Here is a 14,146-nt window from a genome sequence, read left to right as displayed (position 1 = left end):
GATTTTCCCTCTTAGTTTTGGTCACATGAGCCCTTCATGTGACCACTTTGACGATTTTCCTTCTTGGTTTTGGCCACATGAGCCCTCCATGTGACCACTTTGACGATTTTCCTTCTTGGTTTTGGTCACATGAACCCTCCATGTGACACTTTGACAATTTTCCTTCTTGGTTTTGGTCACATGAACCCTTCTTGTTACCACTTTCATGGTTTCCATTTCGCCATTTGTCACAAGCAAGGACTCTACTTTTCATGAGACTATTTGACCACCTACAAGTCTTTTCCAGACCATCTGGCTCATTATTAACCGGCAGCTATTCAATCAGCTTGTTTTAGCAATTATTAAAATTTTGATACAATCGGTTTGAACATAATACAGTTGCTTTTTATCTATCACAATGGAGGTTAAATATGTATGGACGTTTTTTCAATCATTGCTGAGGATAAAATTCGTCGAGCAATGGAAAAAGGTGAATTTAATAACCTTCCAGGGCAAGGAAAGCCAATGAAGCTCGAGGACTTATCCCATATTCCAGAAGATCTTCGAATGGTGTACTCAGTTTTAAAGAACGCTAATATAATAGATGATATCGATCGCCTAAAGGAAGAGCTAATGACAATCGATAACCTGATTGATCTTTGTGAAAACAATGATGATTTGAATCGTCTAAAAAAACAAAAGCATGAAAAACAACTTAGGTTTGAAGCTTTATTAAATAAAAGAAAAACATTGGATTCACCTGCATCAGCATTTTATAAAAAGCGAGTGTTAGAACGGTTTAAAAACAATACAAAAAATAAATGAACTCTTGATAATACCAGAAATTGAAAATGGTCCATAGGGTCCACCCGTTAGATTTTGATATAGCCTTATCGTTTGGTTAATATATTAATTAGAGGTGGTATAATATGGAGTGGTTTGACCGCAGTTATGTGCATTTTCCATTTAAAATGTATTCTGGCAGTCATTTAACAATCATGACCATCTTTATTTTAGTAAGTATCGGAATATATCTAATTAGGGACAAATTAAATGATACAATTTGGCGAAAAGTAGAAGTCGGTACTGCTTTGTCTTTAATTGTGGTTGAAGGAACCTATCATGTGTGGATGTTTGAAAATGGAATTTGGAACGTTAGTCATTCAATTCCCTTAGAATTGTGCAGCATCAGTGTTTTATTAAGTATCGTTTTACTCATCACTAGAAAATCGATTATCTTAGAAATATTATTTTTTACTGCTTTGTTAGGCTCTACACAAGCTATATTTTTCCCTTCCTTACATTATGATTTTCCCCACTTTCGTTTTTTTCACTTTTTCTATACACATTTGATGGTAGTTTGGGTGGCATTATATTTCACGTGGATACAAGGATTTCGACCCACCATTCGATCCGTTTTAAAATTGTTTGTATTCTTAAATATCCTTATGCCAATTATGCTATTCATTAATAAGTTCACTCAAGGTAATTATTTATATTTGAGCCATAAACCTAAGCATACCAGCTTGTTGGATATTCTTGGCCCTTATCCTTGGTACATAGTATCTATGGATGTTTTATCACTCATTTTAAGTTTTTTAGTTTGGTTGTTATTTCGGGAAAAAGCAAGCTCCGTTATTGATAAAAAGCTTTCTCATGAAAAATCGATCGGCGGAGTATGAGTCAAAAAAGTGCCAATAATATTCCCGATATTTCTGGATCATAAATTAATGATTGTGGTTATACTTAAAGTATTATAAAGTGAATTTTATAATATAGAAGGAAAATGTTATTTCAATGAAGATTCCATTCTCCACTTAGAGGTGTAGTTAGCATGCGTATTAATAAATTTATTAGTGAATCCGGAAAAGCCTCCAGACGCGGAGCAGATAAATTAATTAGTGAAGGAAGAGTTACGATCAACGGAAAAGTTGCCACCGTAGGAAGTCAGGTCAATCCTGGTGATGATGTACGAGTTAGTGGAAACCCGATTCGGATGGCCAGAAATTATGTGTATATTGCCTTAAACAAACCCGTTGGAATTACAAGCACAACCGAAAAAAATGTGAAGGGAAATATTATTGATTTAGTCAATCATCCTTTAAGAATTTTTAATATTGGTCGTCTTGATAAAGAATCTGAGGGTCTTATCCTCCTTACCAACGACGGCGATATCGTAAATGAAATATTACGTGCTGAAAATAAGCATGAAAAAGAATATATCGTTACCGTAGATAAGCCAATCACTCCCGATTTTTTGAAAAAGATGTCCGAGGGAGTCAAGATATTAGATACGAAGACGCTTCCATGCGAAGTAACACAGCTATCAAAATATGTTTTTCAAATTATTCTAACTCAAGGATTAAACAGGCAAATCCGACGGATGTGTGAAGCACTTGGATATGAGGTTTATCGACTTCAACGGACCAGGATCATGAATATCCATTTAGGCACCCTCCCACCTGGGCAATGGCGTGATTTAACTAAGAAAGAACGCACGCAATTATTCAGAGAATTAAACTATGAACCAAAAGAGTGGTAAAAAAAAGATGAACTTACAGTATTCAAACTGTTGAAGTTCATCTTTTTTTCTAAAACCGTCACAATGTGCCCATTTTTTTGTAATGAATCTAATAGAATATCATTAAAAAAAGTTGTATCTTATAATTATCATTTTAACTATGAAAAAATACAAATAAACTTTGAGGTGTTTTCGTTTGGATACAAAGATGTATTTCTTTTTAGAAAATACAGTTCTTTTCCGGAGCCTTTTTTTTATTTTTTTAATAGCAGTCCCGGTAATAAATCTATTTTCGGATGAATTTAATTCCATGTATGTATTGATCGTTATTTTTTTAGGAATTGGCTATTCTTCAAAAGCAAAGTGGTTTTTAATCTTGATGAGTTTTTTTGTAGTAAGCCTTAGATCAGCTATTATTTCAGACTTTGAACACCCTTCTGCATTTATCATGCGTTTGCTGGTTTATTTGGTCGTCACCTTCATTTCAGCCGAAGTAACAAATCAATACCTATTGCAGAAGCAAAATAAGACCGAACTAATTATGGCTCTTTCTAAATTATTGGATTCAAGAGATACCTATACGGCCAATCACTCTGAAAATGTGGCTAATTATTCTTTAATGATCGCCAAGGAAATGGGTTTATCAAAAGCCCAAGCTAAAGCTATTTATATTGGTGGATTATTGCACGATACCGGAAAAATTGGTGTTCCTGAATCCATTCTCCTTAAACCAACGGCATTAACGGATGACGAGTATGAAATAATTAAACAACATCCCCTATTGGGGTTCGAATCTCTAAAACACATTTCTTATATTAAAGACTCTGGAGTTTTAGATATGATTCTCTATCATCACGAGCGATATGATGGCTCAGGATATCCGCAAGGTCTTAAAGGGACTGAAATCCCACTTGCCGCCCGGATAATGGCCATCGCGGATTCATTTGATGCTATGACCTCAAGACGCGGTTATAATGATGTATTAGATGTCCATTATGCAATAAATGAAATAAGCAAAAACAAAGGTACACAGTTTGACCCTGAAATTGCTGATGTTTTTTTGAACATATTGAAAAGAGAAGCGAATTATTCTCAAACCATTGTGAACCAACAAGCTAAAATAAACATTAAAATCCCTTAAACCTCTTGATCTAGAAGTTAGGGATTTTTTTATTTATAGAATATATTGATAGCACGCTACTGCTTCAACTTGTTTAAATCCTTCTTGGATATATAAAGCTTTAGCCCGATCGTTCTCACCATTGACGGATAGCAAGGTCCTTTTATAGGATTTTTCCCTGGCCAAGCACAACACTTCTCTTAACAACATTCTTCCTAAGCCTTTACCTTGATACTCGGGAATAATCGCGACCGGCCCAATCCACATAACTGGTTGGTCCTCGTATTCATCTTTCGCTCCCCTTATAATGCCTACGGGCTTATCCTTATGAAACAGAATTTTCATACCACCCTCGATATAACTCTCATCTAGATTCATTTTTGCCACCATTTCCGGTGTAATCGGGGTTTCATTTCCTAATAAATTCGCAAAGGCAGCATTTCTTATTTCACTCCAGATTCGTTCATCCTTACCTGGTTGATAGGATCGAATCATATAATCCTCAGGTAGTTCCATTTCTGGAACTTCCAAGTCTTCTCTTAAAAGTAGAAAGGCGTATCTTTCGATAGAAAAATTTAATTGCTCAACATAATTTGCCAAGTTTTGATTCTCAACTGTGATGAAGATAAAAAATTGATCTAACCCCTCAGTATGATTTAACAGTGCTTTAAGTAAATTGGCATAAATGGTACTATCGTCGACTTCAGCATGGAAAATTCTAAACCGCGCTTTTTTTCCTCGACGATGATAGTCATTTATGATCAGAGACGCCGTCGCAATGATCTTGCCATCATCATTTGTAACGATATAAGTGGGATTTTCAGAATCGGGTTCAAAATCTTTTAAATGATGATCATATAAATAGGATTCATCTATTTCCGCTCTATGTTTTTTACAATAGAATAAAAATTCATTCACTCTTTCCCTTTTCAAAGCCTCCAATATCATTCTTGCCACCGCCTGCGCATTAGTCTTCAACCAATTTTTTGAGTAAACAAATCAATTGATCTTCTTCATCCATCGTTAATTTATTCGTTAATCTTGTGTTGGCAGCTTTTAATATTTTGCGAAGGGTTGGGAGAAAATCAATTCCCTTTTGTGTTGGATATAAACGATAAGAACGGCGATCATTTTCATCTATCTGCCGTTCAATAAAACCAGCGAGCTCCAATTGCTTTACCGTCCTGGCAGTAGTTGCTTTATCAAAACGCAATTCAGAAGTTAGCTGATCCTGGTTCTTTCCAGGCTGCATGATAATTTCTATTAAAAAACTATGTTGGCCACCGCTGCCAATATTGTATTTTTTCAATTCTCTCGTTAAGTATTTTTGACTTTGACGGTTAATAACGGAAATAAGCTTCCCAATCGGTTGTTTTTGCATAGTGCAACTCCTAGTAAACCTCTTTTATAAAATTGTACCTTAAAATTAGTTGCGTACGCAACTAAAATAAGATAGACTCGAATTAGTTGCAGACGCAACTATTGTTTTTAAAAAATGGGGTGCTTTATGATGAATGCTCAAGTTAAAACCTATCAGGACGATTCCTATGTCCAAAGCAAACGCTGGACGATATTAATCATTTTAAATTTGTTTATTTTTATGTCTACTTTGGATGCTAGTATAGTCAATATCGCTCTACCCGTAATCTCGAATAATTTAAGTCTACCGGTCTCACAAACCCAATGGGTAGTGACGAGTTACTTAATCACGATATGTACGTTTATCCTTTTCTTCGGAAAATTAGGAGACATGTATGGAAAAATTAAGATTTTTAAAATAGGTTCTGTCGTGTTTTTGATCGGCTCGTTCCTATGTGGATTTAGTATTAACTTACCTCTGTTGATCCTTTTCAGGGCCATCCAGGCCATTGGAGCATCGATGACAATGGCAAACAGCCCGGGGATTGTCACTGATATTTTCCCGCCACGCGAACGCGGAAAGGCGATGGGGCTTACTGGAACCTTCGTCTCACTTGGGAGCATTGCCGGTCCAAGCCTTGGTGGAGTACTTTTATCTGTTTTCGGCTGGCAATCAATATTTTGGGTTAATATTCCGATTGGTGTCATTGCGATTGCAATTGGTTGGAAAATGCTGCCGAAAGATCTTAGTTTTCTAAAAGTTAAGTTGGATGTATCAGGCAGTGTCTTGTTCTCCATCTTTGTCATTTCTCTTTTTTCTGGTCTATTGCTTGGACAGCAGCTTGGTTATCAAAACAGCTGGATTTTGTTGGCCTTTGGCCTTGCATTGATTACTTTCGCCCTGTTCTTAGGAGTGGAATTGCATAAATCTGAGCCGATGCTGCAATTATCTATTTTTAAAAACACGCTGTTTTCACTTAGCATTGTTTGCGGATTTCTCGTTTTTGTCGCGACATTCTGCTTCAATATTATTGGTCCATTTTACACGCAAAACATCCTGAATTTATCTCCGCTTAGCGCGGGCTTCTTATTAATGCTATTTCCGATTACAATGGCGATTGTCGCACCGTTTAGTGGGGCTTTGTCAGATAAAATCGGCTCAGAGCTTTTGACATTTGCAGGCTTACTTGTCATGGTTATCACCCAAATTGGTTTTGCTTGGCTCGACAGTAAAAGCTCGATTTTCAGTGTAGGGTTCCTTGTTGCGTTAATAGGAATTGGAAACGGGCTGTTTCAGTCACCAAATAATTCTTTAATTATGTCGACCGTTCCAAAGCCACATTTAGGCATTGCAGGAAGTGTGAATTCATTAATTCGAAATTTAGGTATGGTGGTTGGTATCTCTGTAGCAACGACCACCCTATTCACCGTTATGAGTCAAAAAGCTGGCTATCGTGTAACCGGATTAGTTGCTGACCGTCCTGATCTTTTTATAGAGGGCATGCATGTTGTGTTTATTGGTTCCGCAGTTATTTGTCTTGTTTCAGCCATATTAACGGGATGGAGATTAGTAAAAGCGCGACAGGTGGCAGTAAAATAGAGTTGATGGTAATTTCATACAAATAAAACAAGCAGTCTTCCTGAATGAGACTGCTTGTTTTATTTTCTGTAAAAAAAATCAATTTCTCTCCCGATATTCATAAACAACTGTTACATAAGCATCAATCGTATATTCGCCCTTTTGGATCGGTGGAGTTACTGCTGCAGCTTCTGCAGTGAGCTTATAAGAAAACATTGGGTATACTTCGGGTGGCTGAACGTTCTTTTCGATTATCTTTATAGGTATTCTTTTTAATGCAGCTCCGATCGTTTGAGCCATTACTTCTGCTTTTTCTCTTGCATCATTCAGCGCTTTTTTTAGTGCTTCACGATAATAAACCTCCGGTGTTGCTACGATAAACTGAATGTTTCCGGCCCGATTTGCTCCATTTTTAAAGGCTGTATCGAGGATTAAACCAACTTTTGCGATGTCTTTAACAGTAACCTCTAACTGATGTTCTACTTGGTAGCCCCTTAAAATTTGTTTCCCTTCTATATAATCATATTGGGGCTGGATGTTGTAGATAATCGTTTTAATAGATGCTGGATCAATTCCTAACTGTTTTAAAGCTTCAATTACTCGAGTTGAAATGACGGAATTTTCTTGTTGAGCCTGGAGAAGTTGTTGATTTTCAGTTACAACACCGATCGAAAGCTTTGCCTGGTCAGGTCTCACCGTAATCTGCCCTTTGCCCTCTACTGTCATCGAATAACCATTATTGTTTCGATCCGTTTGATGCGGATGTGAAATATTTTTGTAACCCTGCATTCCGACAGGATTCATCCCATATTGCATTAGAACTCACCTTCCCAGATTCAAAGTATGAATACTTAAATGTATGAAGGAAATGAAGTTTGTATCCTCAATTTGATTAGCTCTGGTATTATTATTGAAAACACAAAAAACCTCTTCGCAATCAGTTAGAGGCTTTTGAGTGGGTTTCTAGTTCGTTTTTTCAACAGGTATTCTTATAACTGTCTTTAATTTTTCAGGCTTTGTTCTTCGTGGATCAGATAAATAAATTTCGTGATGTTGGCGAGTTTTCCCTTCACGATTCACCGTAGAAATTGCATTCTTCAAATGATTCGCTTCCGTGAAAACGTCTATTTTCTCTATTGTTGCAGGTTCTTCATCGTAATGGCCAACATGCAAAATTTGCACGCACATTCCTTCTGTAAAGGTATCCAAATAGGCCTTTGATGGATCAAGTCCAGGCTTTTTCCTTCTCACCTCATCACAAGCCCATTGAAAAACTTCTTCAGTGACAAAGTCAGGCTGACGAATCATCGACGTCCAGCAAAACAAATCTTTGTTGATAAATTCAGGCTTTTTATTATCGGACATCCACCATAATCCTTCAAGCGGAGGGACTACATAATCAAAATAGCCCGCTGGTTGATTCCCGCTTTTCTTGCTCATTTTGATTGTATAGGAGAAAGCATAAAGCAGTTCAACGGCCTGTTGATATTCTCCATTTTCGTCATTTGGATTCCCTTTGCCATCGACCATGATAAATTTCATTTCCGGAACATCAATTAATACAGGCTTTTTAGGTGGCAGGTATAGATCCTTATACTCTTTTTTAAAATCCACCTTTTCAGTTTCCATAATAAACACCCCTTAAAATATTGTTGAATCTAGGAGTTTATTCCATGTAATTCTATTTTACAGTAAGTTAAATGTAAATTTGGTGGACAAAAATCAACGGTTTATTTGTGTTTTCTAATTTATTTCAAAAAAATGTTCATAAGTAAATAAACAAGCGCCACCCATAGTCTGGATAGCGCCTTTTTATTATTTTAGTTATCCGGTTCTTCTTGAAAATGTTCATTCAAATATGGATTTTCAGTTGTTGCAAAATTAACAGACTGAAGACTAAGTTCAGCCTCCACTCCAAAATGTCCATTTTCTTGATTCTGTTCTTGAGGGTTGGTTTTTTCGCGTTTGATTTTTTTCATTTTTACCTCCAATCAATACTGGCTACGGTCCGCAGTAATATCCTTGTATGGCATAATTCTTTTTTTTGCTTCTTCGAAGGTTAAGCCATCTGTCTCTGTATCCTCCATAAAGCGGTTGATCACCTCTTGGGGATAACCATACTCTCGAAGTAATTGGTTTAATAATTCTTTTTGATCCATGGTCTACCTCCACATCCCATATTTACAAAACATAGTTTTTCACTTAACAGCTTTTTTATGTTCGTTAAATATTCCTTCTCAAAAAAGAATGATTGTTGGGATCAGATACGAAAAAGGATGAAAACTCACAGTTTTCACCCTTCCAAACATGAACCATTTTTAATTTACAAATTGGAGGTTTACGTATTTTTTTTCGATAAGTTCCAGGTCTTTCGGTATTTTCAAATACAAAATGCTCTGTCCATCAATAAAACTAGAATTATTATTTGTCCAACCTGTTCCGGTAAATTGGTTGATCGCAAAGACACTTCCTAGCTGTGAGAATTCAATTTTGACAAACTCAGGATTGATAATTTTAAGTGTGTCTCCAGTTAATCTGACCCTTATTGGATTTATCAACTTTGTAACATCCCAATCATTTACTACTGATCTGGATTTTAAAAAAACTGCCTCTATTTTTTGATCATTGGTTTCCTTCTTTTCAACAACTATCTGGTTATAAAATTCTCCTTCTTTTTCTACTTCTATATGAAGAGTTTTTTCTGAATAATTGAAGGTCCATTGTTTATTTATTAATGCAGGATTAACCTCGTTAATTCTTCCTTCTACTGCTGCATAGTATAATTCTTCATTTTCCTTCGAAAGGTCTTCACTATTATCTATTTTTTCGTAGGTCATTTTATTTACAGGAAGTAAAGTAACTATTCCAGCGCTGATCAATAAGATGACAACATATCCTGCAAATATCCACTGAACTCGGTTATTAATTAGAATTTTTCTATTATTAAAGATCTTTGCTATAAAAAATGAGATAGCAATTAGGATGAATAGGATAAATAGAAAAGGTATGAATCCAATCATTGTTTTACCTCCATTCTATTCGAAAATGCAAACGCACTGGCAAACAGGAGACACACCATGACGATTACCTTAGTGATGAACATGATTAATGATGACTCCTTAAAGAAAAATTCAAAAACAAATGATACTATTTTTGCTTCACCTAATCCTTCGTCAAGAATTAACATCCCGAAAAAACTTGCAGGCAGGATGAAAGCAAATACTTTATGAATTTGGACGAGGGTTCCTGCGAAATATCCAAGCGCACAAAATAGGAAAACGTAAAAGCTTGTTGAAGTAATCCCAATAAGGAATTCTTTTGGATTAGACATGACGGTATGACTATTTAAAAATTGTTGATCAGAAAAATAATAAAAAATTATAACTAATAGATTGGTTGATAAGATGGCAAGAATCGCTCCTAAAAACCCTACCGTTATCAAGAATAACGCATTTGAAAGATTGCTGCTCAATCTATTCGTAACAAAAGAAAAATCAATATCTCTGTTCACTTTTGTCGTTACGTTAAATGCTGTCACAAACGCCCAAATGAACGTAAAAATAACCACTATGTCTCCTGAATAATAATGGACCGACATCTCAATATTGTCACTACTCGCCCCTGACATCCCAACCCCATTAAATGAGAACAAAATCGCTAGTACCTGTATAAATACGAGATTGAAGAAAACTGGTGTGTAGGCCTTTAGTTTATAAAAATATTGTTTTTTTACCACATCAACAAGACTTGGATTGGTTAAAGACATAATCGATTCCCCCGTTCGGATTACCAGTTAAATAGATACATAGATCGTTTAAAGAAACAGGTGTTACCAAAACCCCATCGACAAAAACCTGGTCCAATTCAGCCTGAGAAAAATCGTTTTTTACTACGACATATGTACTGTCTAAGCCAACACTTTTCGAATATAAGACTTCTCTGTCATCGGCCCATTTCTTAACAACCGTATCTTTACCTTGAAAACCAATTGCCCATTCTTTTAAATCCGCTGCCGGCAGATGAAGCAATTCTTTTCCATCTTTAATCAGTAAAATATCTTCCAACAAATCCTCCATTTCGTTCAAGTGATGGGTGGAGATTATGATGTTCCGAGGATGAGCTAAGTAATCCTTTAGCAAAGCGCGATAAAAATCCTTTCTAATTCCCGCATCCATTCCTGATGTTGGTTCATCAAATATCGTTAACGGACAGTGTGCCGCTAAACCTATAATGGCAAGAAACGTACATTTCATTCCCTTTGATAACGAGGTGTAAGTCTCTTTGGTGTTAAAAGAGAAATGATGAAACAGTCGGTCGGCTAATTCCACGTCCCAATTTTCATAAAAGCTTCCTGCAACATCCAAAATCTCCTTTAAGGATAAGGATGCAGGAAGATTCATCTCATCATGGATAAAGATCAGGTTTGCAGAAACAGTTAGATTGTTAAACGGCTTTTCCGAAAAAACATTGATTTCACCTGATGTTTCCTCAAAATAACCTGAAATAATTTTTAACAGAGTTGTTTTCCCCGCACCATTCCTGCCGATGAGTCCGGTAATTTTATTTTCTTCCAGTTTAAAGGAGATGCCATTTAAAGCTTTACTATTTAAGAAAACCTTTGTCAGTCCATTGCATTCAACCACAGCCATTACTCTGCCGCCTCCCCTTTTTCTGTTGTTTTTATCATTTCAATTAATTCTTCTTTACTCACATTTAACCGTTCCGCTTCTATTACAATTTCTAATACTAAACGTTTTAGTGTTTGATTTTTTCGTTTGTTAAGAATCATTGCTTTTGCTGAAGAGGAAACGAACATCCCAAGTCCCCGCTTTTTATATAAAATCTGTTCTTCCGCCAAAATATTTAGACCTTTTGCAGCAGTGGCCGGATTGATATTAAACATATCTGCAAGCTGATACTGGGAGTATATTTTTTGATCACTTTTAAAATTGCCATTCAAAATTTCTGTTTCTAGCCACTCTGAAATCTGTAAATAAATCGGCTTCGTGCCATCAAAAATTGGAAGCAATCCTTTTTCCTCCTCCCTGATATAGTGCATTAGTGTTGTAATGTAGTATATACTATATTGTTAATATACACAATAATTTTTGAAATGATTTCCATTCGATTATCCAACAAAAAAACGCTAGAGCTTGTTAATATAGCTCCAGCGTTTTTTATAAGATTGCTTCTTTTTTAATGATCATTGTCAATTCAAGTAAACACCAAATGTTACTTAAGTGAAATGGAAATAAGCTTCGTTTCCAAGAATTCCTCAATCCCATGATGTCCACCTTCACGGCCAAGTCCACTTTGCTTAAAGCCTCCAAACGGAGCTTGCGCCACTGAAGGAAGACCGTCGTTTAAGCCCACAATTCCATATTCCAATTGTTCACTCACTTGAATTGCCCGGCTTAAATTTTGGGTAAACACGTAGGCAGCAAGCCCAAACGGCGTGTTATTTGCCCTCGCAACTACTTCTTCTGCTGTTTTAAAAGTAGCGATTGGTGCCAACGGGCCAAATGTCTCTTCGTTCATACAGAGCATATCATCCGTAGCATTTATCAACACAGTCGGCTCAAAGAAATATCCTCCATTTATCGAAAGTCTGTCCCCACCCGTTTTGATTTTTCCACCTTTTTCTACCGCATCAATAATTTGATTTTCAACCTTGTTTAGGGCAAGTTCATCAATTAGGGGGCCAATCGTGGTCCCTTCCGCCAAGCCATCACCAATTTTTAGTTCTCTCACTTCTGTTACATATTTCTCTGCAAAAGCATCTACAATGGATTCCTGAACATAAATTCGATTAGCACAAACGCAGGTTTGTCCCGCATTTCTAAATTTAGAGGCGATCGCTCCCTGAACTGCTTTATCTAAATCTGCATCGTCAAAAACAATGAACGGGGCATGCCCGCCTAATTCAAGGGACACTTTTTTCACGGTATCTGCAGCACCCCGCATTAAGATTTTCCCAACCTCAGTAGATCCTGTGAAGGTAATTTTTCTTACACGGTCATCTTTAAGCCACACTTCGCCAATTTCCTTCGGATCACCCGTGATGACCGTAAACACTCCCTTTGGAATGCCTGCCTTTTCGGCAAGTTCTGCTAGCTTCAAGGCTGTTAAAGGGGTCTGTTCTGCTGGTTTAACCACTACGGTACAGCCTGCCGCTAAGGCTGGCGCTGCTTTCCGGGTTATCATCGCCGCAGGGAAATTCCATGGTGTGATTGCAGCCACAACGCCAACCGGTTGTTTCAACACAATAATCCGTTTATGTTCATGGGAAGCTGGGATGGTTTCCCCATAAATTCTTTTCCCTTCTTCTGCATACCAAGATACAAAACTATTGGAATAAACGACTTCACCAATCGCTTCCTTCAAGGGCTTTCCTTGCTCGCGTGTCATGATTTCACCAATTACTTCCTTTTCTTCATCAATAAGCTTGTACCACTGCATTAAGTGTTCGCTCCGCTCTGCTGCTGTCATTTTCGACCAATTGGAAAGGGCCTCGTAAGCTGCATCCACTGCCTGTTTTGCTTCTGACGCTCCACCATTTCGCACAGAAGCAATAACTTCCCCCGTTGCTGGGTTGACTACAGAAATTCCGGACAAAACATCTGATTCAACTGATTCTCTACTCATATATGATTGGTTTATTGTCATTTTCTTTTCTCCTATTCTGTAAAATTATAGAATCGAGGAAACCAACTAGATCGTTTCCTCGATTCATTGTTTAAACTATTATTAAAGATTAGAAGTTGCAGGAATTCTTCCTAATTCCTTTCGTTTCCCCATACTAACTGGCAATTCATCATTTGAATAGGTTCCCGTCATCGCTTCAGGATGTTCTACCTTATTAATAAAGGCTCTCGTCCGTTCATGCTTAGGAAAGTGGAACAACCTCTTCGGATGTCCTTCTTCAACAATGACGCCTTTATCCATAAAAATAACCCTGTCACCGACCTCTTCGGCAAATTTCATTTCATGAGTCACGATGACCATTGTCATCCCTTCATCAGCAAGCTCCTTCATAACATTTAATACTTCCCCAACCAGTTCGGGATCAAGGGCAGAGGTTGCTTCGTCAAATAGCATGACGTTTGGTTCCATTGCTAGCGCTCTGGCAATGGCAACCCGCTGCTGTTGTCCCCCTGAAAGTTGACTTGGATAATGATTCATGCGATCAATTAAACCAACTTTTCTTAAATACTTTTCGGCCGTTTTTCTTGCCTCTTCTTTCGATTTTTTTCGAATTTTCATTTGTGCGGCCATGACATTTTCGATTGCAGTCATTGTTGGGAAAAGATTAAATCTTTGAAAGACCATGCCAATCTCAGTCCTCAATTTTGCTACGTGTTTTTCATTATATTTTTTAGAAGGCTCTACAAAGTACTCGCCTTCCACTTTCACAAAGCCTGAAGATGGTGTTTCTAGAAAATTCAGACATCTCAATAAAGTCGATTTCCCAGAACCAGAAGGACCAATAATAACAACCTTTTCCCCTCGCTTCACTTTAAAATTGACTCCTTTTAATATCTCATTAGATCCAAATGATTTATGCAATTCTGTAACTTCGATCATCACC

17 protein-coding genes are annotated in these 14,146 nt (G+C 37.0%); 5 read left to right on the top strand and 12 right to left on the bottom strand.

What is annotated here, in order from left to right:
• Nucleotides 1-414 precede the first annotated feature (414 nt).
• From ACI48O_RS16095 to ACI48O_RS16080, 4 genes are all read left to right on the top strand, one after another.
• Nucleotides 415-804, top strand: a complete 390-nt coding sequence (locus ACI48O_RS16095) for a DnaJ family domain-containing protein (RefSeq protein WP_435562856.1) — start codon at nt 415-417, stop codon at nt 802-804.
• A gap of 104 nt (nt 805-908) precedes the next feature.
• Nucleotides 909-1,661 (top strand): YwaF family protein, encoded by a 753-nt coding sequence (locus ACI48O_RS16090; RefSeq protein WP_435562855.1) that lies wholly within the window; start codon nt 909-911, stop codon nt 1,659-1,661.
• Nucleotides 1,662-1,813: 152 nt separating this feature from the next.
• Nucleotides 1,814-2,521, top strand: coding sequence for a 23S rRNA pseudouridine(2604) synthase RluF (gene rluF / locus ACI48O_RS16085; protein WP_435562854.1), 708 nt, complete (start codon nt 1,814-1,816; stop codon nt 2,519-2,521).
• Between the two features lie 175 nt (nt 2,522-2,696).
• Nucleotides 2,697-3,641 (top strand): HD-GYP domain-containing protein, encoded by a 945-nt coding sequence (locus ACI48O_RS16080; RefSeq protein ID WP_435562853.1) that lies wholly within the window; start codon nt 2,697-2,699, stop codon nt 3,639-3,641.
• 33 nt (nt 3,642-3,674) lie between these two features.
• On the opposite strand, the gene ACI48O_RS16075 is transcribed toward ACI48O_RS16080, so the two are convergent.
• The gene (locus ACI48O_RS16075; protein ID WP_435562852.1) at nt 3,675-4,568 is read right to left on the bottom strand and encodes a GNAT family N-acetyltransferase; all 894 of its coding nucleotides are present in this window, start codon (nt 4,566-4,568) and stop codon (nt 3,675-3,677) included.
• 19 nt (nt 4,569-4,587) lie between these two features.
• A complete protein-coding gene (locus ACI48O_RS16070; RefSeq protein WP_435562851.1) occupies nt 4,588-5,001 on the bottom strand; it encodes a MarR family winged helix-turn-helix transcriptional regulator in 414 nt (137 codons plus the stop codon).
• A gap of 129 nt (nt 5,002-5,130) precedes the next feature.
• Here ACI48O_RS16070 and ACI48O_RS16065 point away from each other — a divergent pair, with 129 nt between their 5' ends.
• Nucleotides 5,131-6,579: an MFS transporter gene (locus ACI48O_RS16065; RefSeq protein WP_435562948.1), complete on the top strand. Its 1,449-nt coding sequence runs from the start codon at nt 5,131-5,133 to the stop codon at nt 6,577-6,579.
• A gap of 78 nt (nt 6,580-6,657) precedes the next feature.
• Here ACI48O_RS16065 and ACI48O_RS16060 read toward each other — a convergent pair whose 3' ends face one another.
• The 10 genes from ACI48O_RS16060 to ACI48O_RS16015 form a co-directional block, all read right to left on the bottom strand.
• On the bottom strand, nt 6,658-7,374 hold the full coding sequence (locus tag ACI48O_RS16060; protein ID WP_435562850.1) for an SIMPL domain-containing protein: 717 nt from the start codon (nt 7,372-7,374) through the stop codon (nt 6,658-6,660).
• Nucleotides 7,375-7,521: 147 nt separating this feature from the next.
• A complete protein-coding gene (locus tag ACI48O_RS16055; RefSeq protein ID WP_435562849.1) occupies nt 7,522-8,187 on the bottom strand; it encodes a GyrI-like domain-containing protein in 666 nt (221 codons plus the stop codon).
• A gap of 191 nt (nt 8,188-8,378) precedes the next feature.
• Entirely contained in the window at nt 8,379-8,537 is a 159-nt protein-coding gene (locus ACI48O_RS16050) for a hypothetical protein (protein WP_435562848.1), read from the bottom strand.
• Between the two features lie 12 nt (nt 8,538-8,549).
• Nucleotides 8,550-8,717: a hypothetical protein gene (locus ACI48O_RS16045; protein ID WP_435562847.1), complete on the bottom strand. Its 168-nt coding sequence runs from the start codon at nt 8,715-8,717 to the stop codon at nt 8,550-8,552.
• Nucleotides 8,718-8,876: 159 nt separating this feature from the next.
• The gene (locus ACI48O_RS16040; protein ID WP_435562846.1) at nt 8,877-9,578 is read right to left on the bottom strand and encodes a hypothetical protein; all 702 of its coding nucleotides are present in this window, start codon (nt 9,576-9,578) and stop codon (nt 8,877-8,879) included.
• Nucleotides 9,575-10,324, bottom strand: a complete 750-nt coding sequence (locus tag ACI48O_RS16035; protein ID WP_435562845.1) for a hypothetical protein — start codon at nt 10,322-10,324, stop codon at nt 9,575-9,577. The genes ACI48O_RS16040 and ACI48O_RS16035 overlap by 4 nt, the downstream gene beginning before the upstream one ends.
• A complete protein-coding gene (locus ACI48O_RS16030; protein WP_435562844.1) occupies nt 10,296-11,207 on the bottom strand; it encodes an ATP-binding cassette domain-containing protein in 912 nt (303 codons plus the stop codon). Before ACI48O_RS16030 ends, ACI48O_RS16035 begins: the two co-directional genes overlap by 29 nt.
• Entirely contained in the window at nt 11,207-11,587 is a 381-nt protein-coding gene (locus ACI48O_RS16025) for a GntR family transcriptional regulator (RefSeq protein ID WP_435562843.1), read from the bottom strand. The genes ACI48O_RS16030 and ACI48O_RS16025 overlap by 1 nt, the downstream gene beginning before the upstream one ends.
• A 203-nt stretch (nt 11,588-11,790) precedes the next feature.
• The gene (locus ACI48O_RS16020) at nt 11,791-13,203 is read right to left on the bottom strand and encodes an NAD-dependent succinate-semialdehyde dehydrogenase (protein ID WP_435562947.1); all 1,413 of its coding nucleotides are present in this window, start codon (nt 13,201-13,203) and stop codon (nt 11,791-11,793) included.
• 102 nt (nt 13,204-13,305) lie between these two features.
• Nucleotides 13,306-14,142, bottom strand: a complete 837-nt coding sequence (locus ACI48O_RS16015; protein WP_435562946.1) for an amino acid ABC transporter ATP-binding protein — start codon at nt 14,140-14,142, stop codon at nt 13,306-13,308.
• Between the last annotated feature and the right edge of the window lie 4 nt (nt 14,143-14,146).

It is taken from the genome of Neobacillus terrisolis, assembly GCF_051233475.1.
Lineage (GTDB): Bacteria > Bacillota > Bacilli > Bacillales > Cytobacillaceae > Bacillus_BU.
This window is presented reverse-complemented; position numbering and strand designations above follow the sequence as displayed.

What these genes read in the sequence shown, in the direction of transcription:
- ACI48O_RS16035 (WP_435562845.1), bottom strand. Translation starts at nt 10,324, where the DNA reads ATGTCTTTAACCAATCCAAGTCTTGTTGATGTGGTAAAAAAACAATAT.
- ACI48O_RS16020 (WP_435562947.1), bottom strand. Translation starts at nt 13,203, where the DNA reads ATGAGTAGAGAATCAGTTGAATCAGATGTTTTGTCCGGAATTTCTGTA.
- ACI48O_RS16075 (WP_435562852.1), bottom strand. Translation starts at nt 4,568, where the DNA reads ATGATATTGGAGGCTTTGAAAAGGGAAAGAGTGAATGAATTTTTATTC.
- ACI48O_RS16030 (WP_435562844.1), bottom strand. Translation starts at nt 11,207, where the DNA reads ATGGCTGTGGTTGAATGCAATGGACTGACAAAGGTTTTCTTAAATAGT.
- rluF (WP_435562854.1), top strand. Translation starts at nt 1,814, where the DNA reads ATGCGTATTAATAAATTTATTAGTGAATCCGGAAAAGCCTCCAGACGC.
- ACI48O_RS16040 (WP_435562846.1), bottom strand. Translation starts at nt 9,578, where the DNA reads ATGATTGGATTCATACCTTTTCTATTTATCCTATTCATCCTAATTGCT.
- ACI48O_RS16015 (WP_435562946.1), bottom strand. Translation starts at nt 14,142, where the DNA reads ATGATCGAAGTTACAGAATTGCATAAATCATTTGGATCTAATGAGATA.
- ACI48O_RS16050 (WP_435562848.1), bottom strand. Translation starts at nt 8,537, where the DNA reads ATGAAAAAAATCAAACGCGAAAAAACCAACCCTCAAGAACAGAATCAA.
- ACI48O_RS16060 (WP_435562850.1), bottom strand. Translation starts at nt 7,374, where the DNA reads ATGCAATATGGGATGAATCCTGTCGGAATGCAGGGTTACAAAAATATT.
- ACI48O_RS16095 (WP_435562856.1), top strand. Translation starts at nt 415, where the DNA reads ATGGACGTTTTTTCAATCATTGCTGAGGATAAAATTCGTCGAGCAATG.
- ACI48O_RS16070 (WP_435562851.1), bottom strand. Translation starts at nt 5,001, where the DNA reads ATGCAAAAACAACCGATTGGGAAGCTTATTTCCGTTATTAACCGTCAA.
- ACI48O_RS16045 (WP_435562847.1), bottom strand. Translation starts at nt 8,717, where the DNA reads ATGGATCAAAAAGAATTATTAAACCAATTACTTCGAGAGTATGGTTAT.
- ACI48O_RS16065 (WP_435562948.1), top strand. Translation starts at nt 5,131, where the DNA reads ATGAATGCTCAAGTTAAAACCTATCAGGACGATTCCTATGTCCAAAGC.
- ACI48O_RS16090 (WP_435562855.1), top strand. Translation starts at nt 909, where the DNA reads ATGGAGTGGTTTGACCGCAGTTATGTGCATTTTCCATTTAAAATGTAT.
- ACI48O_RS16055 (WP_435562849.1), bottom strand. Translation starts at nt 8,187, where the DNA reads ATGGAAACTGAAAAGGTGGATTTTAAAAAAGAGTATAAGGATCTATAC.